The organism is Phyllobacterium pellucidum, from assembly GCF_013327855.1.
Taxonomy (GTDB): domain Bacteria; phylum Pseudomonadota; class Alphaproteobacteria; order Rhizobiales; family Rhizobiaceae; genus Phyllobacterium; species Phyllobacterium pellucidum.
The window spans coordinates 586,398-609,339 of sequence record NZ_JABUMX010000003.1 but is presented as its reverse complement, the minus strand read 5'-3'; the positions used below and the strand labels follow the sequence as shown (position 1 = coordinate 609,339).

Sequence of the window (22,942 nt, the reverse complement as noted above, 5' to 3'; positions counted from 1 at the left end):
ATGAACCGCAACTCGAACCACCGGTGCTGTGTCCGATGTATTTTCCGGACACGCCAGGAGTATGTATGTCTCAAGCCAATCCAACGCGCGAAGATTTCGAAGCTCTTCTCGCCGAGTCCTTTGCCACCAACGACCTTGCTGAAGGTTATGTTGTAAAGGGCCGTATCGTCGCCATCGAAAAAGACATGGCGATCATCGACGCCGGCCTCAAGGTTGAAGGCCGCGTTCCGCTGAAGGAATTCGGCGCCAAGGCCAAGGACGGTTCGCTCAAGCCGGGCGATCTCGTCGAAGTCTATGTCGAGCGTATCGAAAACGCTCTCGGCGAAGCCGTTCTGTCGCGTGAAAAAGCACGCCGCGAAGAGAGCTGGGTCCGCCTTGAAGAGAAGTTCAATCGCGGCGAGCGCGTCGACGGTGTCATCTTCAACCAGGTCAAGGGTGGCTTTACCGTCGATCTCGACGGCGCCGTTGCCTTCCTGCCGCGTTCGCAGGTCGACATCCGTCCGATCCGGGACGTCACCCCGCTCATGCACAACCCGCAGCCATTCGAAATACTCAAGATGGACAAGCGTCGCGGCAACATCGTTGTCTCCCGCCGCACCGTTCTTGAAGAGAGCCGCGCTGAGCAGCGCTCCGAAATCGTCCAGAACCTCGAAGAGGGCCAGGTCGTTGAGGGCGTGGTCAAGAACATCACCGATTACGGTGCGTTCGTTGATCTCGGCGGCATTGACGGTCTGCTCCATGTGACCGACATGGCATGGCGCCGTGTCAACCATCCGTCGGAAATCCTGTCGATCGGCCAGACCGTCAAGGTCCAGATCATCCGCATCAACCAGGAAACCCATCGTATTTCGCTCGGCATGAAGCAGCTCGAAAGCGATCCGTGGGATGGCATCGGTGCCAAGTACCCGATCGGCAAGAAGATCACCGGTACCGTCACCAACATCACCGATTACGGTGCATTCGTTGAGATCGAGCCCGGCATCGAAGGCCTGATCCACGTTTCGGAAATGTCCTGGACAAAGAAGAACGTGCATCCCGGCAAGTTGCTCTCGACCACGCAGGAAGTCGAAGTCGTTGTTCTCGAAGTGGATCCGGTCAAGCGCCGCATCTCCCTCGGCCTCAAGCAGACGCTCGACAATCCGTGGACGACCTTTGCAGAGAAGTTCCCGGTGGGCACGATCGTCGAAGGCGAAGTCAAGAACAAGACCGAATTCGGCCTGTTCATTGGCCTCGACGGCGACGTGGACGGCATGGTTCACCTCTCCGACCTCGACTGGAACCGTCCGGGCGAACAGGTCATCGAAGAGTACAACAAGGGTGATGTCGTCAAGGCTCAGGTTCTCGACGTCGACGTCGAGAAGGAGCGTATCTCGCTCGGCATCAAGCAGCTTACCGGCGACAAGGTCGGCGAAGCCGCTTCCTCGGGCGAACTGCGCAAGAACGCTGTTGTAACCGTTGAAGTCACCGGGATCACCGATGGCGGCCTTGAAGTTCGTCTGGTCGACCACGACCTCGACACCTTCATCCGTCGCGCTGACCTCTCGCGTGACCGCGATGAACAGCGTCCGGAACGCTTCACGGTCGGTCAGAAGGTTGACGCCCGCGTCATCGCCTTCGACAAGAAGACCCGCAAGCTGCAGGTCTCGATCAAGGCGCTTGAAATCGCCGAAGAGAAGGAAGCTGTCGCACAGTACGGTTCGACCGACTCCGGCGCTTCGCTCGGCGACATTCTCGGCGCTGCGCTGAAGAAGCAGGAAAAGAACTAAGCGTCTCTTCCAGCCGAAAACCAATTACCCGCCGGTGCAAGCCGGCGGGTTTTTCTATGGGCGTCTGGCAGCGTCAGATCGTGTCGAACTGCACGAGGATGAAGGCGATCTGGACTATAAGCGCGAGGCAGACGAGAACGATTTGCGCGTTGGGTCGGCGAAGGTAAATGCCAAGGCCGGCAATGCCGATCAGGAACAGATTGCGGAAGGGATATTCAGGGCCGAGCGAGCCAAAATGCGCCTTTCCCTTCATCGCAGTATCAAAGAAATCGACGACGAAAATCGCGATCAAAATGCCGAAATACCACGCCCTTCGCGACATGAAGTAGTCTTCATAGCCGGAATAGCCCTCCATGCTGTCGGGGAAAAGCAGCGCGCAGGCAAGGAAGTGAATGCTCGCGAAGAAGATGACGAAGAGATAGGCCTCGAAAGTCCATTGCACGAGTTCGTGCAGGTAAAACTCGAACCACCAGAAGTGCACGACGGTCAGAAAGGTAAAGAGCACCCACCCGAGATGCACGGCAAATATGTTCTTGCGTTGAGGATGCTGGATGATACGTGCGACACCGGTCAGCAGTCGCGAGACGCTCAGGCCGAGGATGATGCCGATGATGACGCGCACATGGGTGAAGACTTCCGGATCGGGTATGCGGCCTTCCAATGCGTATCCTCCCCCGTCGCAGCCATGAACTGGAAACTTATGCTATCTGACTGCAAGATTGATGCAATTGCTACTGGGGCCAAAACACAGTCCGGCAGAGGTGTCAGGTTTCATGCCTGCCGCGCGAAAACAGCGGCGTTCAAAAATTTCTTTATAGCCCAAAGGTATTAGCTTCACCCTCTTCGCAAGAATTAGTTTCATGATAATGTTTTCCAGGAATTGATCCGGAGTAATTAAGATCTTGACGCGCGTGAGGCTCTCTGCAACTTTCCGAAAAATTGATCGCGCCCCATCAATCAGGTGATGTATTGCGCCGTCTTAGTTTTGAGCAAAAAATCATTGTGATGATCGGCGGCAATTTCCGCACGCACCGGCTTTTTTGAGAGCAAGCTGACAGCAAGCAGGGAATCCAGACGGTGAAAAAACCTATCAAGACGATGGAAGATTTTTCCGAGTTCGTCGGCCTGTCGCGTCCGACGGTTTCGAAATATTTCAACGATCCGAATTCCGTCCGAAGTTCCACCCGCGCCATCATCGAGGCCGCCGTCAAGCAGTCGGGATTCCGGCCGAACATCTTTGCGGTCAATCTCAATCGCCGCCGCACCAATATACTCGGCATCATCGTGCCGAATTCGACCGATCCATTTTATATGGCCTTGACGCGCCGGATCGAAGGCATTGCCGAACAGGCGGGCTACCTTGCCTTTGTCTTGAGTTCCGACGGCAAACCGCAACTGGAAGAACGCGCCATCGAGACTTTCAAGTCGATGAACGTCGCGGGCGTGATTATCGGCCCTCTCGGCGTGCAGTCGCATCACGAAAAGCTGCGCAAGCTTGGCGATTCAATTCCGCTGGTTTATGTCGATTCACCGCTCGATGCCACCTCGGCCTATGTCGGCACCAATAATCGCCAGAGCTTCAAGCTGATCGTCGATTATCTGACGCGTTCCGGCGAGCCGCCCTGTTATTTCGGGATGGCTCTCGTCAACAACAATGCACTGGAGCGGCGCGACGCCTATACGGAGGCGATGACTGACCTTAATTTCGAGCCCCGCGCCATTCCGATCGAAGAGCATGCCAATTGGGATTTCGAGAAATATGCATTCGACCGGACGACCCGTATCCTGAAGGAAGGGGGATTCCCCACCAACACCGTATTTTGCGCCAATGACCGGATCGCGTTCGGCGTGGTGGCCGCTGCATACCAGGCAGGGCTCAAGGTTGGACGCGGACCCGACTGCCAGCTGCGCGTCGCCGGCCACGATGACCAGCCGCTGTCGCGCTATATGTGTCCGCCGCTGACGACGGTGGCGCAAAACTACAACGAGATCGGCCGGCTAGCGATCGAACTGCTCTTCCATAAGCTCGGCGAGAACCAGGACTCCAAAACGCCCCTGCCGGTGGATTCGCGCATCCTTCTTAATGCGGAAATCAAGCTGCGCATGTCGGCCTGACGGGATGCGAGCGCGGCAACGCGCCGCGAAGAATGCGGCGCAACGACCCTTTGCCTTCATTCAAAAAGGCAGTAAACAGCTTGGAAATATGCGGCCGCAGTTTCATTCCCATAGGAGCGCTCGATGACAATCACCAAGCCAAAACTCGTCACCGTTTTCGGAGGCTCCGGCTTTATTGGTCGTTATGTCGTGCGGGCGCTGACGAAGCGCGGCTACCGGGTTCGTGTCGCGGTACGTCATCCGGAACTCGCCTTTCACCTGCAGCCGCTCGGCGGCGTCGGCCAAATCCAGGCCGTCCAGGCCAATCTGCGCTATCGCTGGTCGGTGGATCGTGCAGTCGCGGGATCGGACCATGTGATAAATCTCGTTGGTCTCCTGTTCGAAGGCGGCAATCAAAAATTCGGCACGGTGCATGATTTCGGCGCGCGTGCCGTCGCCGAGGCTTGCCGTGCGGCGGGCGTTCCGCTGACCCATATGTCGGCCCTCGGCGCCGACCCGAAGTCACACTCCGCCTATGCCAGCACCAAAGGCCGCGCCGAGGCTGCAGTGCGCGATATCCTGCCGGACGCCGTGATCGTCCGGCCGTCGATCGTCTTTGGCCCTGAGGACAATTTCTTCAACAAGTTCGCCAATATGGCGCGGTTGTCGCCGTTCCTGCCTTTGATCGGCGGCGGACATACCAAGTTTCAGCCGGTCTATGTCGGCGATGTTGCCGAGGTTATTGCGCGCTCCGTTGACGGGGCCTTGAAGCCCGGCGAGACTTATGAACTCGGCGGCAATGAAGTGCTGACGTTCAAGCAGTGCCTCGACATCGTCCTGCGCGTGATCGGCCGCAAGCGCTGGTTCGTCTCGCTTCCCTTCTGGGTTGCCCGCCTGCAGGGGCGTATCATGGGCATGCTCCCCAACCCGATGCTGACGCGAGACCAGGTTCTGCTGCTGCAAAAGGATAATGTGGTGTCGCATGCTGCCAAGGCCGAGGGGCGGACTCTGGAGGGCCTCGGCATTCAGCCGGAAACAGTCGAGATTATCCTGCCATCCTATCTCTGGCGCTTCCGCGTCCACGGGCAGTATTCAGCGCAGAAGCCCGCCTAGGTCGCCCGCAACGGGAGACCCATTGAAGGTCCGCCGTCTCAGCGCATGAGGATAAGGGCGACGAGGCCCAGCGTTCCAACGACAAGACGCCACCAGGCGAACAGGCCGAAACCGTGGCGTGACACGTAGTCGAGCAGATAGCGAACCACGAAGACGCCCGAAATGAAGGCTGCGATAAAACCGACCACGATGAGAGATGCATCGTTGAAGGTCAGGATATGGCGGTTTTTGAAGAGGTCATAGGCGAACGCGCCCGCCATGGTCGGCATGGCAAGGAAGAACGAAAATTCCGCCGCCGAACGCTTGTCCGCTCCGAGCAACAGCGCGCCGACGATGGTGGCGCCCGAACGCGACGTTCCCGGAATCATGGCGAAACACTGGATAAGCCCGATCTTAAAGCACAGCGACAGTGGATAATCCATGACGTTGGTATAGCGCGGCTTCAGGTCGAGGCGATCGACCCAGAGCAGGATCAGGCCGCCAAGAATCAGCATCACGCAGATGAGCATCGGCGATTCGAACAGCACGGTCTTGATCAGGTCATGCGCGAGAACGCCGATGACCACGGCGGGCAGGAAAGCGATAAGCACGCCGGCGACGAAGCGGCGCGTCTTCGGATCGCTCGGCAGATCGCGTGCGATCTTGAGGAGACGGCTGAAATAGACGGTGAGGATAGCCAGAATCGCGCCGAGCTGGATCAAAACTTCAAAGGTCTTGCCGTTTGATTCAAAGCCGAGGAAATGCCCGGCAAGCAACAGATGGCCGGTTGACGAGACCGGTATAAACTCTGTTAACCCTTCCAGCAGACCAAGGAAAAGGGCTTCGACAATCGTCTGTGATTCCATGATATCGCTTTCATGACGGCGCCGGGAGCGGTTGGTAACCGGCTATTGGTGAAATCGTGTTTACTTGTCTCATGCAGCGCTTGCGCCTATAGCTTTGGGCGCAGACTCAAAGCGGTGCCGAGAAATACGACGACGCCGAATAAAATGCCAGTTTGAAAGATCCGCTTACAACGATGCTGACGCTCTTCCATCATCCCATGTCCACCGGCTCACGCTATGCGCGCCTCATCCTCAATGAATATGACATCGAGGCGGAACTGATCGAGGAGAACAGTTGGGCGCGACGCAAGGAATTCCTGGCGCTCAATCCTGCCGGGACACTACCGGTGCTCCTCGCCGAAGGCGATGTGCCTATCTCCGGGGCCTCCGTCATCGCCGAATATATCGACGAGACGCGCGGCGCGCTGAAGCGCAGCCGCCGGCTGTTTCCGGAAGATTCGCTGAACCGCGCCGAAGTGCGCCGGCTGATCGACTGGTTCCTGTCGAAACTCGAAAACGAAGTAACGCGCCACATGGCGCGCGAGCGCATCTTCAAGCTGCACATGACGGCCGAACAGGGCGGCGGCGCTCCCGACTCCACCGCCATCCGCGCGGCACGCTCGAACATCACGCAGCACATGAAATATATCGACTGGCTTTCGGCGACGCGCAATTGGCTCGCCGGTCCAACGCCGAGCTATGCCGACATGGCGGCTGCAGCATCGATTTCGATCCTTGATTACCTTGGCGAGATCAAATGGGCCGAATACAAGGCCGCACGCGACTGGTACACGCGCATGAAATCGCGCCCGTCGTTCCGACCTCTGCTTTCCGACCGCGTGCGCGGACTTCCACCTGCATCGCATTATGGCGATCTGGATTTCTGAGCCAAACCGCTGCAAGCTAGCGAGTTCAAGGGTCCACGGGACTTTGCCATGCGTGCCGGCCAACCGGATAAGCTGAAACAGTTCATCATCGATGAGGCCCGTGCGCACGGCTTTGATCTCGTTGCGGTGACGCGTCCCGACGCCATTCCGCAAGCCGAGGAACGGCTCCGCCAGTATCTGGCGCTCGGCCGCCATGCCACGATGGATTGGATGGAGGAAACGGCACTCAGGCGGTCGCGCCCAGACGCGCTATGGCCCGAGGTGCGCTCCGTCATCGTCCTCGCCATGAATTACGGGCCCGACAGCAATCCGCTTGAGCTTCTCCAAGAACGGAACAAGGCGGCCATATCTGTCTACGCGCAGAACCGGGACTACCACGACATCATCAAAGGCAAGCTCAAGGGCATCGCCAGCCGTTTCGTTGCGCGCGCGGCAGGCGCGGACGTGAAGGTCTTCGTCGATACGGCGCCGGTGATGGAAAAGCCGCTCGCCGAAGCCGCGGGCGTCGGCTGGCAGGGCAAGCACACCAATCTCGTCAGCCGGAGCCACGGCTCCTGGCTGTTTCTGGGCACGATTTTCACGACGGCGGAACTTCCCGCCGACGAGCCCGACTCCGACCATTGCGGGTCGTGCCGCGCCTGCCTCGATGCCTGTCCGACGCAGGCTTTTCCCGCACCCTATCAGCTCGATGCGCGCCGCTGCATCTCGTATCTTACGATCGAACACAAGGCACCGATCGCGCCGGAATTCCGCAAGGCGATGGGCAACCGCATCTATGGCTGCGACGATTGCCTTGCCGTGTGTCCCTGGAACAAGTTTGCCGAAAGTGCGCGCGAGGCGAAGTTGAAGGCGCGCGAAGATCTGAAGTCGCCTGATCTCGCGTCGCTGCTTGGCCTGGATGACGCGGCATTTCGCGAGCTCTTTACCGGTTCTCCGATCAAGCGCATCGGCCGCGATCGTTTCATCCGCAACGTCCTGATCGCCAGCGGCAATTCGGGCAGGTCGGAACTCATCGAACGTGTGGAAGCGCATCTCGCCGACCCTTCGCCGCTGGTGCGGGGCGCGGCAGTGTGGGCGCTCGGCGAACTCTCGGAACCGGAACCACTTTCGGCCTTGCGAATGCGCCACGCAGCTCATGAGAACGACCTGGACGTCTTGACCGAATGGCGGAATGCTGTGAAAAATCAATAATGCAGATTTTTCTTTTCGGGGCCGGATATTCGGCACGCGCATTCGCCAGGATCATGGCCGGTCAAGCGGACTTTATCGGCGGGACGACGCGTGACGCGAGCAAATTCGCCGCGCTTAAGCAGGACGGCATAACGCCCTATCTTTTCCATGGGACCCATGCCTCGCAGGAAATCGTCGATACGCTGGCGAGCGTAACCCATATCGCCGTTTCGACATCACCGGGCCAAAGCGGCGATCCGGTACTGGCCCAGTTCACGCCGACCATTGCACGCGGGATGCCGAAGCTGCAATGGATAGGCTATCTCTCAACGGTGGGCGTATACGGCAATCATGGCGGCGCGTGGGTTGATGAAACGACGCCGTGCCACCCGGTCTCCGCCCGGTCTGTCGAGCGCGTCGATGCGGAGAAAGGCTGGCAGGAGCTCGCGAACCGGCGGGAAGTGCCGCTTGCGATCCTGCGTCTGTCCGGCATCTATGGGCCGGGCCGCAATGCATTCGTCAATCTCTCGAACGGCACCGCGCGCCGGCTCAACAAGACTGGACAAGTTTTCAACCGTATTCACGTCGACGATATTGCCGGGGCCCTCCGCTTTCTCGCGACCCGCAACGAGGGGGGCATCTTCAACATCACGGATGACGAACCGGCGCCACCGCAGGACGTGGTCGCCTACGCGGCCGAATTGATGGGCGTAGAACCGCCCGAGGAATCCGACTTCGAGACAGCGCCGCTCACACCAATGGCGCGTTCCTTCTACGGCGAGAACAAACGCGTCTCCAATGCAAGGATCAAGGCGCTGGGCTATACGTTCCGCTACCCGGACTATGGAACCGCCTTTTCAGCCATGTGGCGGGGCGACAGCTGGCGCTGACGCGGACTGCTAGAACTTCGTGATCACATTGATGCCCGTGCCCTCAAATCGATCCATGGCCATGAGGGCGGCAGGAGCATCGTCGAGCGTGATCTCCTTGCCGATCAACTTCTGCGGCGCGAGCTTGCCGTTTTCGAGCATGTCCATCAGCGCCTTGTAACGGAACGCCTGCATGCCGTGGCTGCCATATATTTCAAGTTCATGCGCGATGACCTTGTCCATCGGGATCGGTGCATGGGCATGGTCGCCCAGCATCAGTCCGACCTGCACATGCCGGCCGCGGCGGCGCAGATTGGCGACGGAGTTGAAACAGGTCGATGGATGACCGAGCGCATCGATCGAGACGTGCGCGCCGCCTTTGGTGATTTCACGGACGGCGCCAACGACGTCTCTTCGCTCGGCGCCATTCACAATGGCGACAGCACCCAGCGCCTTCGCAAAAGCGAGCTTCTCGTCGGCAAGATCGATCGCGACGACATTGGCGCCCATGGCAGTGGCGATCATGATCGCCGACAGCCCGACGCCGCCGCAGCCGTGCACGGCAACCCACTCGCCGGGCTTGACCCTGGCCTGATCGACGATTGCGCGAAACGAGGTGACGAACCGGCAGCCAAGGCTCGCCGCCGTCGCGAAATCGAGAGAATCCGGCAAGCCGACCAGGTTGGTATCGGCATAGTCGACAGCGACAAACTCTGCAAATGAACCCCAGGCGGTAAATCCCGGCTGGAACTGGTTCTCACAGACTTGATGGTTGCCGGAATTGCACTCGAAGCAATGACCGCAGCCGCCGACGAACGGCACTGTTACGCGCTGGCCGATCTGCCATTGCTTCACGTGCCTGCCGACTGCCGCAATGGTTCCAGCAAGTTCGTGACCCGGCACATGCGGCAGGACGATGTCCGCGTCATGCCCCATCCAGCCGTGCCAGTCGCTGCGGCAAAGACCCGTGGCTTCGACCTTTATGACCACGCCGGAATCCGCCGGGCGTGGATCGGCGACGTTTGCAACGCGCGGCGTCTCGCCGAACTTTTCGAAGATGACAGCTCGCATAGTAAGTACCCCTTCGAATCAGAGTGTGGATCCGATCGCATATTGCGACTTGGCGGCGAATCTGGCCATCATAAAGCCCCGATCCTCGACGCAAATTTACCGGGATCACCTGTGGGATAGCGATTATGACACCCAAAGTCCTGTTGCGCCTGATATTTGGCGCGCTCGTTTCACTCGGCATGACAGCGGGGGCGATTGCAGAAGACGGTCCGGCCAAGCAATTGTTCGGCGCGCAGCCGTTGCCGACCCTCGGTGCGCCGCAATCGGACGGATTCTATGCCAAGGGATGCCTTGCGGGCGGTGTAGCCCTCCCGGTTGACGGGCCGACCTGGCAGGTGATGCGCCTGTCGCGCAATCGGCGCTGGGGCCATCCACGAATGATCAGCCTGCTGGAGCGCTTGTCGCGCGATGCCGCGGCCAAGGATGGTTGGTCTGGCCTGCTCGTCGGCGACATTTCCCAGCCGCGCGGCGGTCCCATGCTCACGGGCCACGCCTCACATCAGGTTGGGCTCGATGCCGACGTCTGGTTGACCCCAATGCCAAAGCGCCGTTTCACCAACCAGGAGCGCGAAACTGTCGAGGCCACATCGATGCTCAAGGGCGACACGCTCTTCGTCGATCCGGACAAGTGGTCGGCGTCCCGCGCCGCCCTTTTGAAGCGTGCGGCGAGCTATCCGGAGGTCGAGCGGATTTTCGTCCATCCGGGCATCAAGAAGAAGCTCTGCGACACCGTCCAGGGCGATCGCAGCTGGATGGCAAAGATCCGTCCCTATTGGGGGCACTACTACCATTTCCATATCCGCATCAAATGCCAAGCCGGGTCGCCCAATTGCAAGCCGCAGGAGCCGACCGGCATCGACGACGGTTGCGGCAAGCCGCTCGCCTGGTGGTTCACGGACGAGCCGTGGAAGAAAAAGCCCGAGCCGGCCAAGCCGGTCAAACCGCGCGTCATGATGCTTTCTGACCTGCCCAAGGTCTGCGCGCAGGTGCTCAATGCACCCGGACCGAATTCCGCCGCTGAGGTTACTTATGGCGCCGGCGGTACCGTCGCTGCGCCAGCCAAGGCTGCCGCTCCTGCTGCCGCCTATGCGCCGGACGATGAGACGCTGCCCGAGGACGTACCGGTTCCCGGGCAGAAGCCCTGAGACGGATCGTCTTTCCGCCGCGAGCCGGTCTTTTTTCGCTGCGGCCTTTTCATGCTGTCATGAATTGAGTATAGGGTTTCAATCGATTTAGGGCCCGGACCCAAGTTAGAGATTTGATGACACAGCCTTTCCGCCTCGCGCTGATCGCTCACGACCAGAAAAAGGCCGACATAGTGGCGTTTGCCCGCACTTACGAAAAGCTGCTGGCGCCGTGTGAAATCGTTGCCACGGGCACGACCGGCGGATTGATCCAGGAAGCGTGCCCATCCCTCACTATCCGCCGCGTCAAAAGCGGACCACTCGGAGGCGACCAGCAGATCGGCGCGCTCATTGCCGAAGGGAAAATTGACGGGCTCATCTTCTTCGTCGACCCGATGTCACCGATGCCGCACGACGTCGATGTCAAGGCCCTGATGCGGCTCGGCAGTGTTTACGACATTCCAATGGCATTGAACCGGGCTACAGCCGAGGTTCTGGTGCAAAAACGAGGCTTGCTGCGTGATGACGCAGCAGACAACACAATCACTGCGGCGAGCGCCACTTGAGCGCAAGCGTGCAGCGACAAGGCTAAGAGCGTATGATCCAATGGTCATACTCAAGAAGGGGCGACGCGAGGAAAGCGATATGGTGACACAGGCAGATACCGACCACATCATGAAATTTCCGATTCTGGTCGGCGATATCGGCGGCACCAATGCGCGCTTTGCGATACTGGTGGATGCCAATGCCGAACCCAAGGAATTCCCGATTATCCAGACCGCGGATTACCCGACAATCGACGAGGCGATCCAGAATGCCATTCTCGATCATACCTCGATCCAGCCCCGCTCCGCTGTGCTTGCCATCGCCGGTCCGGTAGAAGGCGACGAGATCGACCTCACCAACTGTGCCTGGGTCGTAAAGCCCCGGCAGATGATGGAAACCCTCGGTCTCAGCGACATTACCGTGCTCAACGATTTCGAAGCGCAAGCGCTGGCTGTCGTCTCCCTCGAGCCGAAGCACCTCGAAAAGCTCGGCGGTGGTGCGGGCGACCCCCATGGCAGCCGGGCTGTTCTCGGACCCGGAACCGGGCTCGGCGTCGCCGGCATGGTGCGTTCGCGCAATAGCTGGGTTCCGGTGCCCGGCGAAGGCGGCCACGTGGACATGGGACCGCGCACGGCGCGCGACCTCGAAATCTTCCCGCATGTCGAACACATCGAAGGGCGCATTTCCGGCGAGCAATTGCTTTGCGGTCGCGGACTTCAGAATATCTACCGGGCCATCTGCAAGGTAAGCGGCACTGACGCGACGCTGCAGACGCCGGCGGAAATCACCGCCGCAGGGCTTTCTGGCGAATCGCCCGAAGCCAAGGAAACGCTGGCGCTTTTTGTCATCTATCTCGGCCGCCTTGCCGGCGATTTCGCCTTGACCTTCATGGCACGTGGCGGCGTCTATCTTGCTGGTGGCATCGTGCAGAAGATCGTGCAGCCGCTAAAGGATCCCTCGTTCCGCAAGGCTTTCGAGGATAAGGCGCCGCACGGCGAAATCCTGCGCGAAACCCCGGTCTATATCATTACTCATCCCCTGGCGGCGTTGAGCGGCCTTTCTGCCTTTTCCCGGACGCCCACCCGTTTCGGCGTCTCGACCGAAGGACGCCGCTGGCGCCGCGACTGAACCGCCTCGTGGCTCTCGCGCCGACCGCACGGGAGGCGCAGGCCGCAGCACAATGGCAACACTCGGCGCCCAGACGCGGTGTCGAGGCCCAAAACCGATAGGCAAGGCGGATCAATAAGGCTATAGGGACAATTTCAGCGGCAAGGGTCTTCCCTTGCCGGGAAGTCTTTTTGTACCAGCGAGTTGACGCCTGCATGGATGGTCAGACCAAGAAGAAAAAGATCGATATGAACGAGGCGCGCCGCGTCATCGGAAGGGTTCTGCGCGAGAACCTTTATGAACAGCGCGGGTCGTATGCGGTCGCGGTGCCAGCCATGCTGGCGACAGCCGGCGCCATGGCTTTCGTCGCGATCATTTTCCGTGATGTGATCAACAAGATCTACTACGAGCAACGTGCGGACCTGATCATCCCGATCAGCCTCGGCGTGCTTGCCGCGTTCATTATTCGCGGTGTCGCCACCTATATCTATTCGGTCTACATGGCGAAGATCGGCAACAATATCGTTGCGCGCTATCAGCGCCGCATCTTCGACCAGCTTATGCGTCTCGGGCTCGATTTCTACCATGACAATCGTTCGGCGCAGCTTGCAGCGCGGATAAACCAGAACATTTCAGGCGTGCGCGACCTTCTGCAGCTGATCGTGACCACAGTCGGCAAGGATATTCCGACCCTCGTCTCGATGGTCGGCAGCATGATCTATCTCGACCCGGTGCTCTCGCTCTTTGCCCTTTTGATCGGGCCGCCGGTGCTGCTCACCGTCCGGTACCTGACAAAGCGCCTGCGTAGCATCCACCGCGAGTCGGTGACGCTGAACTCGCATCTTCTCGGCGCCATGCAGGAAGCGACGCAGGGGATTACCATCGTCAAGGCCTTCACGATGGAAGAGCAATTGCGCGGCAAGGTGACGACCCTGATCAACCGCGCCGAGGAGCGCTCCAACAAGATCGCACGCGTCGAAGAGCGGCTGACGCCGATCACCGACCTCATAGCCGGCCTCGCGATCGCCTCGATGATCGCCTATACCGGCTACCGCGCCGTTCTCAATGCGGAGCCACCCGGCGCAATGTTCGGCTTCATGACCGCGGTCCTCCTCGCCTATGATCCGGTGCGGCGTCTCGCACGGGTCCAGGTCGGGCTCGAGCGCGCACTCGTCAATGCGCGCATGATCTACGAAATCCTCGACATCGAGCCGCGGCAGGCCGACAGCATTGGCGCGGTACCGATCACCGTGCCCTCCGGCGAGGTCAAGTTCGACAATGTCCGCTTCAGCTATGGAGAAATCCCGGTCCTGCACGGGATCAGCTTCACGGCGGAAGCCGGCAAATCCACCGCCATCGTCGGCGCTTCGGGCGCCGGCAAGTCGACGCTGTTCGGGCTTGTCGAGCGTTTCTACGACATAGATGGCGGGCGTATCCTCATTGACGGGCAGGATATCGCCCATGTCAGCAAGCGTTCGCTGCGGCAATCGATCGCCTATGTGTCGCAGCAGCCCTATCTCTTCGAGGGTACGATCGCCGACAATATTCGCTATGGCCGCCCTGATGCCACAGACGACGAAGTCATCGAGGCGGCAAAGCTCGCCAATGCCGACGAGTTCATCCGGCGTCAGCCGCAAGGCTACGGCACCGAGATCGGCGAAAACGGGGCGAACCTTTCCGGCGGACAGCGCCAGCGCCTTTCCATCGCCCGCGCCATCGTTCGCAACGCCTCGATCCTTCTCCTCGACGAGGCGACCTCGGCGCTCGACAATGAATCTGAAAAACGCGTGCAGCAGGCGCTAGACTATGTGATGCGCGGCCGCACGACGATCGTCATCGCGCATCGGCTTTCGACAATCGTCAATGCTGACCGCATCGTCGTCATGGAGGCCGGGCGCGTGGTCGAGGAGGGCGTGCACGCCAGCCTCCTTGCCATTCCGAACGGCGTCTATGCGCGTTTCTACCAGTTGCAAGGCAAGGAAGAGTCGCCCATCATCGACGATACCGAATTGCAGCCCGCAGAAATCACAGGAACCGCCACATGAGTGCCGAACAGCCCGCCACGCCGATGAAGCTTGCCGTGGTCGGCGCCGGCGGCCGTATGGGCCAGACGCTCATCCGTCTTATCAACGAGACACCCGGCGCCGTTCTCGCCGGCGCAGTGGAACGGGCCGGCTCGCCGCATATCGGCCGCGACGCCGGTGAGATTGCCGGCGTGGGGACCCTTGGCGTCGAAGTGACCGACGATGCGCTGGGTGTATTTGTCGGCGTCGAGGCCGTCCTCGATTTCACCACCCCAGGCGCCACAGTTGAATTTTCCGAGCTGGCGGCCCAGGCGCGTATCGTCCACGTCATCGGCACGACCGGCTGCTCGGCGGAAGACGATGCCAAGATCCACGCAGCCGCGCGCCATGCGGTCGTCATCAAGTCCGGCAATATGAGCCTTGGCGTCAATCTTCTCAGCGTTCTCGTCAAGCAGGCGGCAAAGGCCCTCGGCTCGGACGATTTCGACATAGAAATCCTGGAGATGCATCACAAGCACAAGGTCGACGCGCCATCTGGCACAGCGCTGCTGCTGGGTGAGGCCGCAGCGGATGGCCGCGATATCGGCCTCGGCCAGCACAGCGTGCGGGTTCGCGATGGCCACACCGGCCCGCGCGAGGCTGGCGCGATCGGCTTTGCCACCCTTCGCGGCGGTTCGGTGGTCGGCGACCATTCGGTGATCCTCGCCGGACCAGGCGAACGCATCACATTATCGCATCACGCTGAGGATCGCAGCATTTTCGCCCGCGGCGCCATCAAGGCAGCGCTCTGGGGCAAGGGCCGCAAACCCGGCCTCTATTCGATGCTCGACGTGCTCGGCCTCAACCCATAACGATTGTCTCACAGGAGTAATCCCATGTCCGGAACCCTCGTCCTTGTCCGCCACGGCCAGAGCGAATGGAATTTGAAGAACCTTTTCACCGGTTGGCGCGATCCGGGCCTCACGGAACTCGGCCATAAGGAAGCGATCGAAGCGGGCAAGCGCCTGAAGGCGAAAGGCCTGCAATTCGACATCGCCTATACGTCGGTTCTTTCGCGCGCGCAGGCGACGCTCGACCATATCCTGGAAGAAGTCGGACAGACGGGCCTCGAGACCATTCGCAATCAGGCGTTGAACGAGCGCGACTACGGCGATCTTTCCGGTCTCAACAAGGATGATGCCCGCGCCAAATGGGGCGAGGAGCAGGTTCACATCTGGCGCCGCTCCTATGACGTCTCGCCTCCCGGAGGCGAGAGCCTGCGCGATACCGGCGCGCGAGTATGGCCCTATTACCTGCACGACGTGCAGCCGCATGTCCTGCGTGGCGAGACCGTTCTCGTTGCGGCCCACGGCAACTCGCTGCGGGCGCTAATCATGGCGCTTGACGGCCTGACGGGCGAAGAGATCGTCTCGCAAGAACTCGCGACGGGCGTTCCAATCGTTTACAAGCTGAATGCGGACTCGACGGTCGCCTCGAAGGAAGTGCTGGCGGGCTGACCGTGTTGTGATTAGCAAAGGCTGGCGCTGGCGCCGGCCTTTTTCGGCACCAACGAGGCTCAAAGGGCGCGAAATTGCACAACGCGTTCTATTTAAACGCGAAGCGCTCTAAATGGATTGACAGACTCAAAGCTGCCCCTTACATGAGACCCCGCTGCCCAGATGGCGGAATTGGTAGACGCGCACGGTTCAGGTCCGTGTGCCGCAAGGCGTGGAGGTTCGAGTCCTCTTCTGGGCACCATTTCCCAATATTTCAATTTCATTCGACATTTGGCCGTTCGATGTCGTTAAGGCCGACGTTGGGCTTCTGACCCAAGCGATCGGAGCCACCTTCGAGCACCGTCGCGGCTATTTGAACCGTTTGCGCATTTACCCGGCCATCTTAAATCGCTATATCTCATAGCGTGACCGGAGCCTTCTTGCTTCAGTCGCTCGCTCGCAACGAGAGTGAACGATGTCCGAAACGCGCCGCAAGCTGACGACCATCTTTTCCGCCGATGTCCAGGATTATACCCGGCTGATGCAGGCTGACGAGGAAGGCACCCTCGATACGCTGAAGCAATATCGCGACGCGATGGCTGGCCTCATCGCATTGCATGGCGGGCGTGTGATCAATACCTGGGGCGACGGCGTGATCGCCGAGTTCCCGAGCGTGGTCGAGGCCGTGCGCGCTGCGATCGACGTCCAGAACGAGCTTGCCGGCTATAATGGTGACCGCTCCGAAGGTGACCGCATGCTGTTTCGCATCGGGCTCAATCTCGGCGACGTCATCGCCGAGGGCGAGGACATTTATGGCGACGGCGTCAACATCGCTGCGCGCCTGCAAGGGAGCGCTCGGCCGGGCGGCATCGTCATCTCGCATACCGTCTATGATCAGGTGCGCAACAAGGTTGCGGTCGGTTTTGATTTTCTCGGCGCGCTCAATGTGAAGAACATCGAAGAGGGCGTGCCGAGTTATGCGGTGCGTATCGGCGGACCCGGCAACGCTGACGCGCCGCGGCAGCCGGAAAGCCCCTACGGACGCGATGCCCGGCCAGCGCCCTTGCAGTCAGTCCTAAGGGAGCCGTCCACGGCACAATCGGCGCCCCGGCGCAGCTTCGGCGTGCTCGCAGTGATTGCCGCCATGCTCGCGGGCATCAATCTTCTAACATGGGAAGGTGAATTCTGGGCGCAGTGGCCGATCCTTGCCCTCGCCACGTTGGCGGCGCTGATCTGGGTGCGCGGGACAAGGATGATCGACCGCGGCATCGGCACATTGGCCGTCATCGGGCTTGGCCTTGCGGCCATCAATCTGTTCTCGTGGTCGGGCACATTCTGGGCCGTGTGGCCGATGTTTGCGCTCGCCGTGATTGCCGGGCTCAAATGGGCCATGCGCCGGCAGGGTGCAGCCCGTTCATAAGCCCTCAGGCATTTGCGCGGCGATAGAATGCCAGCGAAGCCGCCAGCATCAGCATGGCCCCGCCGCATACGCGATCGAGCCACATTGCACCGGACCTGCGCAGAAAGCGCGCAGCGCGCGAACCGAGCATCGCATACCCGAACATCACCATGAAATCGATGGCGGCGAATGTTGCGGCCAACACCATGTATTGCGGTAGCTGCGGCAAAGCTGGATCAACGAACTGGGGCAGGAAGGCCGAGAAGAATAGATAGCCCTTGGGATTGGTGACCGCGACCGCGAAGCTTTTCAGGAACACCGACCGCACCGAAACGGATGTCGCGGGATGTGCAGTCATATTGGATAGTTCGAGCGTTCCCTTTGATCGGATAAGCATCACACCCAGGAAGGTGAGATAGGCGACGCCGATCCACTTGACGACGGAAAACCAGAACTCGGACGCCGCGAGTAGAGCGCCAAGGCCAAGCGCCACCGCGCCGATGAGGGCAAAGTCGGAAAGCACCGCCCCCGCCATGCCAAAACAGGCGGTCCTGGCGCCGAAGCGCGAGCCATTCGTCAGGGCGAGGATCACGGTCGGACCAGGCGTCGCAATGCCAATGAAGGCAACCACGGCAAATGCCAGGACTGTCAGGTGTGTCATCTATCCCCCCATCTTCGGCGTAAGGTAAAACACTCTCATGCCTATTCAAATGTCAAGGCCGCTACCGTTCGGATCGTCCGGTTTCGATGAGACCGCGGATTGTCGCATCACGCGGAAATGCACCAAAAAGCTCGGTTTTCAATTTCGTATCGACCTGCAATGATCCGAGCAAGCGCTCCGCATCGCGCGACCTGCCAAACAATCGCGCCATGGTGAGCAACAAGGAAGAGGGCATAGGGAAAAGCCTCGCTTTGACGCCCATGCCCTCGGCAAAAGCGCGCAACAATTCAGGGGTCGATACGTCGTTGCCATCGGCGAGAAGCACGGTCTTTCCGGCCGCAGCAGGCAACTGCGCGGCCTCTGCAATGATCGCCGCCAGGTGACCAACATTGAGCAGACTGCGCCGGTTGTCGACTGAAGCCAGCGGCAGCGGCATGCCGGTCTTAATCAAGCGCATGAGACGCTCCAGATTGCCGGGATTGCCGGGACCGTAGACGAGGACCGGGCGGAGAATCACAAGTTCCATGGCGCCTTGGCGGCAGATATCCTGAAGCGCCTGTTCCGCCTGCCATTTGCTCATGGCGTAGGCGCTGGCAGGTTGCGGCAGATCGGCTTCGGTAAAGGGGCGTTGCGAAAAATCGCCCATGACGCCTGCGGAACTCACGAAGACGAAACGCTTTACCTTGGCGGCGAGCGCCACGCGCGCCAGCGCAATCGTGGCGTCGACATTGGTGCGCCGGAAGAGCGCCTGCGAAGCGTCGGGAAATTCGCCTGTCTTGTGCGCTCGCGCTGCAAGATGGACGACGACCCGGCAACCGGACACAAGTAGCGACCAGTTGGAAATAGCGCTGATATCGCCCACCTTATGCAGCGACAAACGGGCGTGCGGCGCAGATTCCTTTCGCACTTCGGAACGTACCAGCCCACGGACGTGCCAGTCTTTGGCCAGCAGATGTCTTACAGTTTCACGGCCTACGAAACCCGCGGCGCCCGTTACCAGAATTTCGTCTCGATTATTCATGTCACAAGACTGCTTTGACGGCGCGCAATGTTCAATCCCCGCTCGCAATGATTCGAAGGAGAGCCGTTAGACTTTGGGATAATTGACGCTTTTATGACAGCGCGACTATTGTCGCCAACTCTGGAGGAATGCGTGGGAAGGGAGGCCCAGGCGCAGCCATATACGTTTGATTCCATTAAGAGCACAGCAATCCACTTCTGTGGCATTGCCTGCGGATCTATAAACTGACGCATATTCTAAATCGATTTAAACCAAGGCTTTCGTTTACCTATTCATTTGGAGGAATTCATGACCATAACGCGGACCGTGCTTGCGGGCCTGCTCGGCTGCTCCATGCTTGCCGGGTGCGATTCGGATGACAAGAAAGATGCCGAGGGTGCAGGATCGAGCACTTTCGCCAGTGATGTCGATGCGCTGAAACAGGACAATGCCAAGCTCAATGCCAAGGTTGGCGAGTTGCAGGCGGCGGCTGCCGGCACGGCCACGGTGAGCGTCACGGTTGGCCAACTGCAGAGCGATCTGCAGAAAATTACAACCGACCTGGCCACCTTGCAGGCCAAAGCCAGTGCAGGCGAGACGGAGGGCGGGGCGCTGGCCGGTGAGTTCAAATTGCTGCAGGAGCGCTTTGACGCGCTCACCACCGCCCTTTCCTCCCTCGACAAGTCATCCGCCACCAAGCAACAGCTCGATATGCTCACCACCGGCCTCGCCGGGGTGAAGTCCACCCTTGGCGCCGACATTGCCGCGCTCGAAAAGAAGGCAGCCACCAAGGAACAGCTCGACAAGCTGGCATCGGACCTTGCCGCATTGAAGACGAGCCTCACGACACTGTCCGATCTGCAGCAAGCCGATCACAAGCTGACCGTTTCCGCCACGGCCTCCAAGATTAGCACCATCGACTTTCCGGCAGCTTCCGACCGCCTGAAGGCCACTGACGCAGCCCGCCAGTCTTTCGCGGCGCTGCTGCCGCGCCTCAATCAGACGATGAAGGATATTGCCGCCGTTCAGGCGATGTCCAGCCTTTCGGCCGACGACAAGGCCAAGATCGCCGATTTCGCCAAGCAGGCGGCATCGATCAACGACGACTTCAAGACGTCGCTCGCCGAATTCGACAAGGGCACAAGCGACGCCCGTCTGCTCACCGAGAAGGTCAGCGCTGCTCTTGGCAGTGGCGACAAGGAGACCGCAGCCAAGCTTTCGGCTGAGCTCGAAGCGCTGCCGAAGACCCTCGAAACCCTCGCCAAGAAAATCGCCGATACCACGGCAACGCTCGACAAGCGCCTGGCGCCCTATTCGGGCCCATGGGAAGAAAGCCTCGAATTCCTGCGCCCGCGCTCCGACGCCCCGCTGACGAAGTATGTCAATCTTTTCATTGGGACGTCCAAGACCGACACCGGAGGCGGACACTCCGGTAACGTCAATCCCGGCGCACAAACTCCATTTGGAATGGTCAGCTTCGGGCCTGACACGAGAGGTAGCGGCGACGGTTGGGGTTACGGTTCGGGCGGCTATTACTACGGCGACTCCTCAATTCAGTTCTTCAGCTTGACGCATCTGAATGGTCCAGGCTGCCGCGGCCAGGGTACCGTGGCGATGCTGCCCGCGGAATCGGCGACGCAGAGCCTCTCTTCGGGTCTTTCGTACTCGCACAACAATGAGAGCGCCGAACCCGGCTACTACAAGGTCAAGTTTGATAACAACATCACCGTCGAGACAGCCGCGACGACGCGCACTGGCATGATGCGGGTAACCTATGCCAATGCCACGAAGGCCTACTTCATACTGAATTCCTTGTTGAACAACTCGAACAAGTCTTCAGGTGTGCCTAAGGATCAAGCTGGGCTGAAGGTCGATGTCGACGCCAGAACGATCTCCGGGAACGCTGTCGCCAGCAAGTTCTGCGATGGCACCTGGAACCAACCGGTTTATTTCTACGCAACCTTTGATAAGCCCCTCACCAGTGGCACGGCCGATGCGGGCAGTGACGTGGCAACGCTGCAGTTTGCACTGAGCGATACGGACAAGACGGTGCAGATTAAGATCGGCGTCTCTTCGGTCAGCATCGAAAATGCCAAGGCCAATCTTCTCGGCGATGCAGCAAAAAACCTGAAAGGCGAAAACACCGCCTGGTCGTTCGACGACATGCGCAAGCAGGCGCTCGATATGTGGAACAAGCGGTTGAACACGATCCAGATCGATCTCGCCAAGCCGGGTGAGGCGGACAGGCTGGCCAGCGCCGATCTCAAACAGGCTGCGATCAACAATCTCACCAAATTCTACACCACCCTCTATCGGGTCTTCAGCGGCCCGACCGTGTATAGCGATCTCAATGGCGACTATCGCAGCATGAAACAGGCCGATCTCAAAGCTGCGAGCGGGTCGCTGCCTGCGCGCGAGGTCGAGAACGTGTCGAAATACAGGTTCAAGATCGACGGCAAGGACGCCGGGTATACGACCCACTATTCCGGCTTCTCCATGTGGGATACTTATCGCTCGGCCGCGCAACTTGTCGCTCTCATCGCGCCGGACGAGGCCAGCGATATGATGCAGTCGCTCGTCGCCGATGCGCAGCAGTGTGGAGCGTTCCCACACTGGGTCGACGGCTCTGAAGACACAATCCCGATGCAGGGCGACCATGGCTTGAATGTCGTTGCAGGCTCGTATGTATTCGGCGCCAAGAAATTCGACACCGAGACCGCCCGCAAATATGTGATCCAGTCGACTTTCGACCCCAAGAGCGCGTGCAACGACAAGCTCAGCGTCGGCCGTAATGCCGATAAGCCCGCCTTGCCGGACTGGCTCCAATATGGCTACATCCCGACGGACGCAGTCGCGGACTGGAAGGAATCGTCGGCAACGGTCGAGATGGTGACCTCCGATCGCTCTGCCGCATCGTTCCTGTCGCGGCTGCCGACAGCATCCACCGACAAGGACCAGATCTCCCAGCTCTATGCGCGCTCGAAGAACTGGTCCAACATCTTCGACACGACGGCTGGTCAGTTGAAGCTACGCGCCAAAAACAAGGCCGGCGTATGGGAGGATGGCGTGTTCCATGAGGGTACGGAGCCCCACTACATCTGGGCCTTCGCCCACGATTGGGCCTCGCTGATGGACAAGCTCGGCGGCAAACAGGCAGCGTTGACGCGGCTGCACAGCCTGTTCGCGCTCGACAAGGCCAACCCGTTCGGCAAGGAGCCGGAGGGTGGTCAACTGAACGCAAGTGAAAGCGGCACGACGTACTATATTGGCAACGAACCGTCCTTCCAGACGCCTTGGGCATATAATTGGGCAGGCGCACCGAAATACGCGCAGTACATCATCCCGACCATCATGCGAAAAAACTTCTCGCTGGCCGCAGGCGGTTTGCCAGGCAATGACGACATGGGCGCCACATCCGCATGGTACGTCCTGGCGACGCTCGGCCTCTATCCTGTCATCCCGTCCGAGCCTGGGCTTGCGGTTTCCACTCCACAGTTCAAGGGTATCTCGATGTGGCTCGGGAATGGGAAGAAGCTGCGCATTTCGACCGACCGGCCGGCTATGCTCGGCCACGCCGCACCGGTCGCTGAAGACGCCCGATATATCAAGGAGATGAAACTGAATGGGGCGACCTATCAGGGCACCTGGCTTCCGCTCGACAAGATCAAGGACGGTGGCAAGCTGAACTTCGACCTATCCACCACTCCCACCGAATGGGGTGCGGAGTGGACGCCGCCTTCGGGCCCGGCCGGCGACTACTCGAAGCCGACAGCCAATCCGCTGCCGGGCGTTCAGCTTATCCAATAGGAACA

19 protein-coding genes and 1 tRNA gene are annotated in these 22,942 nt (G+C 59.9%); 15 read left to right on the top strand and 5 right to left on the bottom strand.

Annotated elements, in window-relative coordinates; all coding sequences use genetic code 11:
- Positions 1 to 65 precede the first annotated feature (65 nt).
- Complete coding sequence (rpsA, locus tag HQ945_RS16245) at positions 66 to 1,766, top strand: 30S ribosomal protein S1 (protein WP_027230837.1); 1,701 nt, start codon at positions 66 to 68, stop codon at positions 1,764 to 1,766.
- 73 nt (positions 1,767 to 1,839) lie between these two features.
- Here rpsA and HQ945_RS16240 read toward each other — a convergent pair whose 3' ends face one another.
- A complete protein-coding gene (locus HQ945_RS16240) occupies positions 1,840 to 2,427 on the bottom strand; it encodes a hypothetical protein (RefSeq protein ID WP_091947279.1) in 588 nt (195 codons plus the stop codon).
- Between the two features lie 437 nt (positions 2,428 to 2,864).
- On the opposite strand from HQ945_RS16240, the gene HQ945_RS16235 reads away from it, so the two are divergent.
- Entirely contained in the window at positions 2,865 to 3,881 is a 1,017-nt protein-coding gene (locus HQ945_RS16235) for a LacI family DNA-binding transcriptional regulator (RefSeq protein ID WP_113279882.1), read from the top strand.
- A gap of 123 nt (positions 3,882 to 4,004) precedes the next feature.
- A complete protein-coding gene (locus HQ945_RS16230) occupies positions 4,005 to 4,973 on the top strand; it encodes a complex I NDUFA9 subunit family protein (RefSeq protein WP_113279883.1) in 969 nt (322 codons plus the stop codon).
- Positions 4,974 to 5,011: 38 nt separating this feature from the next.
- On the opposite strand, the gene HQ945_RS16225 is transcribed toward HQ945_RS16230, so the two are convergent.
- Positions 5,012 to 5,818, bottom strand: a complete 807-nt coding sequence (locus HQ945_RS16225) for an undecaprenyl-diphosphate phosphatase (RefSeq protein WP_027230841.1) — start codon at positions 5,816 to 5,818, stop codon at positions 5,012 to 5,014.
- A 173-nt stretch (positions 5,819 to 5,991) separates the two neighbouring features.
- Here HQ945_RS16225 and HQ945_RS16220 point away from each other — a divergent pair, with 173 nt between their 5' ends.
- Genes HQ945_RS16220 through HQ945_RS16210 form a run of 3 tightly spaced genes read left to right on the top strand, consistent with a single transcriptional unit; the run spans position 5,992 to position 8,744 of the window.
- Complete coding sequence (locus HQ945_RS16220; protein WP_027230842.1) at positions 5,992 to 6,684, top strand: glutathione S-transferase family protein; 693 nt, start codon at positions 5,992 to 5,994, stop codon at positions 6,682 to 6,684.
- 48 nt (positions 6,685 to 6,732) lie between these two features.
- The gene (queG, locus tag HQ945_RS16215; protein ID WP_027230843.1) at positions 6,733 to 7,875 is read left to right on the top strand and encodes a tRNA epoxyqueuosine(34) reductase QueG; all 1,143 of its coding nucleotides are present in this window, start codon (positions 6,733 to 6,735) and stop codon (positions 7,873 to 7,875) included.
- Positions 7,875 to 8,744 (top strand): SDR family oxidoreductase, encoded by an 870-nt coding sequence (locus tag HQ945_RS16210; RefSeq protein WP_027230844.1) that lies wholly within the window; start codon positions 7,875 to 7,877, stop codon positions 8,742 to 8,744. The genes queG and HQ945_RS16210 overlap by 1 nt, the downstream gene beginning before the upstream one ends.
- 9 nt (positions 8,745 to 8,753) lie before the next feature.
- On the opposite strand, the gene HQ945_RS16205 is transcribed toward HQ945_RS16210, so the two are convergent.
- Entirely contained in the window at positions 8,754 to 9,794 is a 1,041-nt protein-coding gene (locus HQ945_RS16205; protein ID WP_091920617.1) for a zinc-dependent alcohol dehydrogenase family protein, read from the bottom strand.
- Positions 9,795 to 9,973: 179 nt separating this feature from the next.
- Between HQ945_RS16205 and mepA the strand changes: the two genes are divergently transcribed.
- From mepA to HQ945_RS16165, 8 genes are all read left to right on the top strand, one after another.
- On the top strand, positions 9,974 to 10,939 hold the full coding sequence (gene mepA / locus HQ945_RS16200; protein WP_245273413.1) for a penicillin-insensitive murein endopeptidase: 966 nt from the start codon (positions 9,974 to 9,976) through the stop codon (positions 10,937 to 10,939).
- A 116-nt stretch (positions 10,940 to 11,055) separates the two neighbouring features.
- Positions 11,056 to 11,484: a methylglyoxal synthase gene (locus HQ945_RS16195; RefSeq protein ID WP_091920620.1), complete on the top strand. Its 429-nt coding sequence runs from the start codon at positions 11,056 to 11,058 to the stop codon at positions 11,482 to 11,484.
- 79 nt (positions 11,485 to 11,563) lie between these two features.
- The gene (locus HQ945_RS16190; RefSeq protein ID WP_027230848.1) at positions 11,564 to 12,592 is read left to right on the top strand and encodes a glucokinase; all 1,029 of its coding nucleotides are present in this window, start codon (positions 11,564 to 11,566) and stop codon (positions 12,590 to 12,592) included.
- A 194-nt stretch (positions 12,593 to 12,786) separates the two neighbouring features.
- Complete coding sequence (locus HQ945_RS16185) at positions 12,787 to 14,616, top strand: ABC transporter ATP-binding protein (protein WP_091920622.1); 1,830 nt, start codon at positions 12,787 to 12,789, stop codon at positions 14,614 to 14,616.
- A 23-nt stretch (positions 14,617 to 14,639) separates the two neighbouring features.
- A complete protein-coding gene (gene dapB, locus HQ945_RS16180; protein WP_425500661.1) occupies positions 14,640 to 15,446 on the top strand; it encodes a 4-hydroxy-tetrahydrodipicolinate reductase in 807 nt (268 codons plus the stop codon).
- A 24-nt stretch (positions 15,447 to 15,470) separates the two neighbouring features.
- Positions 15,471 to 16,091 carry a 2,3-bisphosphoglycerate-dependent phosphoglycerate mutase gene (locus HQ945_RS16175; RefSeq protein ID WP_027230851.1) on the top strand — a complete coding sequence of 207 codons (621 nt, stop codon included), beginning with the start codon at positions 15,471 to 15,473 and terminating at the stop codon, positions 16,089 to 16,091.
- Between the two features lie 156 nt (positions 16,092 to 16,247).
- A tRNA-Leu gene (locus HQ945_RS16170) sits at positions 16,248 to 16,332 on the top strand.
- Between the two features lie 213 nt (positions 16,333 to 16,545).
- Positions 16,546 to 17,490 (top strand): adenylate/guanylate cyclase domain-containing protein, encoded by a 945-nt coding sequence (locus HQ945_RS16165; RefSeq protein ID WP_174208285.1) that lies wholly within the window; start codon positions 16,546 to 16,548, stop codon positions 17,488 to 17,490.
- Between the two features lie 4 nt (positions 17,491 to 17,494).
- Here HQ945_RS16165 and HQ945_RS16160 read toward each other — a convergent pair whose 3' ends face one another.
- Positions 17,495 to 18,130 (bottom strand): LysE family translocator, encoded by a 636-nt coding sequence (locus tag HQ945_RS16160; RefSeq protein ID WP_113279885.1) that lies wholly within the window; start codon positions 18,128 to 18,130, stop codon positions 17,495 to 17,497.
- Between the two features lie 61 nt (positions 18,131 to 18,191).
- Positions 18,192 to 19,151, bottom strand: a complete 960-nt coding sequence (locus HQ945_RS16155; RefSeq protein ID WP_113279886.1) for an NAD-dependent epimerase/dehydratase family protein — start codon at positions 19,149 to 19,151, stop codon at positions 18,192 to 18,194.
- A gap of 288 nt (positions 19,152 to 19,439) precedes the next feature.
- On the opposite strand from HQ945_RS16155, the gene HQ945_RS16150 reads away from it, so the two are divergent.
- Positions 19,440 to 22,937: a GH92 family glycosyl hydrolase gene (locus tag HQ945_RS16150; protein WP_207719712.1), complete on the top strand. Its 3,498-nt coding sequence runs from the start codon at positions 19,440 to 19,442 to the stop codon at positions 22,935 to 22,937.
- The last annotated feature ends 5 nt before the right edge of the window (positions 22,938 to 22,942 follow it).

Bases quoted from the DNA above. Each gene is read 5' to 3' on its own strand.
- rpsA (WP_027230837.1), top strand. From the start codon at position 66: ATGTCTCAAGCCAATCCAACGCGCGAAGATTTCGAAGCTCTTCTCGCC.
- HQ945_RS16235 (WP_113279882.1), top strand. From the start codon at position 2,865: ATGGAAGATTTTTCCGAGTTCGTCGGCCTGTCGCGTCCGACGGTTTCG.
- HQ945_RS16230 (WP_113279883.1), top strand. From the start codon at position 4,005: ATGACAATCACCAAGCCAAAACTCGTCACCGTTTTCGGAGGCTCCGGC.
- HQ945_RS16225 (WP_027230841.1), bottom strand. From the start codon at position 5,818: ATGGAATCACAGACGATTGTCGAAGCCCTTTTCCTTGGTCTGCTGGAA.
- HQ945_RS16220 (WP_027230842.1), top strand. From the start codon at position 5,992: ATGCTGACGCTCTTCCATCATCCCATGTCCACCGGCTCACGCTATGCG.
- queG (WP_027230843.1), top strand. From the start codon at position 6,733: ATGCGTGCCGGCCAACCGGATAAGCTGAAACAGTTCATCATCGATGAG.
- HQ945_RS16210 (WP_027230844.1), top strand. From the start codon at position 7,875: ATGCAGATTTTTCTTTTCGGGGCCGGATATTCGGCACGCGCATTCGCC.
- HQ945_RS16205 (WP_091920617.1), bottom strand. From the start codon at position 9,794: ATGCGAGCTGTCATCTTCGAAAAGTTCGGCGAGACGCCGCGCGTTGCA.
- mepA (WP_245273413.1), top strand. From the start codon at position 9,974: ATGACAGCGGGGGCGATTGCAGAAGACGGTCCGGCCAAGCAATTGTTC.
- HQ945_RS16195 (WP_091920620.1), top strand. From the start codon at position 11,056: ATGACACAGCCTTTCCGCCTCGCGCTGATCGCTCACGACCAGAAAAAG.
- HQ945_RS16190 (WP_027230848.1), top strand. From the start codon at position 11,564: ATGGTGACACAGGCAGATACCGACCACATCATGAAATTTCCGATTCTG.
- HQ945_RS16185 (WP_091920622.1), top strand. From the start codon at position 12,787: ATGGATGGTCAGACCAAGAAGAAAAAGATCGATATGAACGAGGCGCGC.
- dapB (WP_425500661.1), top strand. From the start codon at position 14,640: ATGAAGCTTGCCGTGGTCGGCGCCGGCGGCCGTATGGGCCAGACGCTC.
- HQ945_RS16175 (WP_027230851.1), top strand. From the start codon at position 15,471: ATGTCCGGAACCCTCGTCCTTGTCCGCCACGGCCAGAGCGAATGGAAT.
- HQ945_RS16165 (WP_174208285.1), top strand. From the start codon at position 16,546: ATGTCCGAAACGCGCCGCAAGCTGACGACCATCTTTTCCGCCGATGTC.
- HQ945_RS16160 (WP_113279885.1), bottom strand. From the start codon at position 18,130: ATGACACACCTGACAGTCCTGGCATTTGCCGTGGTTGCCTTCATTGGC.
- HQ945_RS16155 (WP_113279886.1), bottom strand. From the start codon at position 19,151: ATGAATAATCGAGACGAAATTCTGGTAACGGGCGCCGCGGGTTTCGTA.
- HQ945_RS16150 (WP_207719712.1), top strand. From the start codon at position 19,440: ATGACCATAACGCGGACCGTGCTTGCGGGCCTGCTCGGCTGCTCCATG.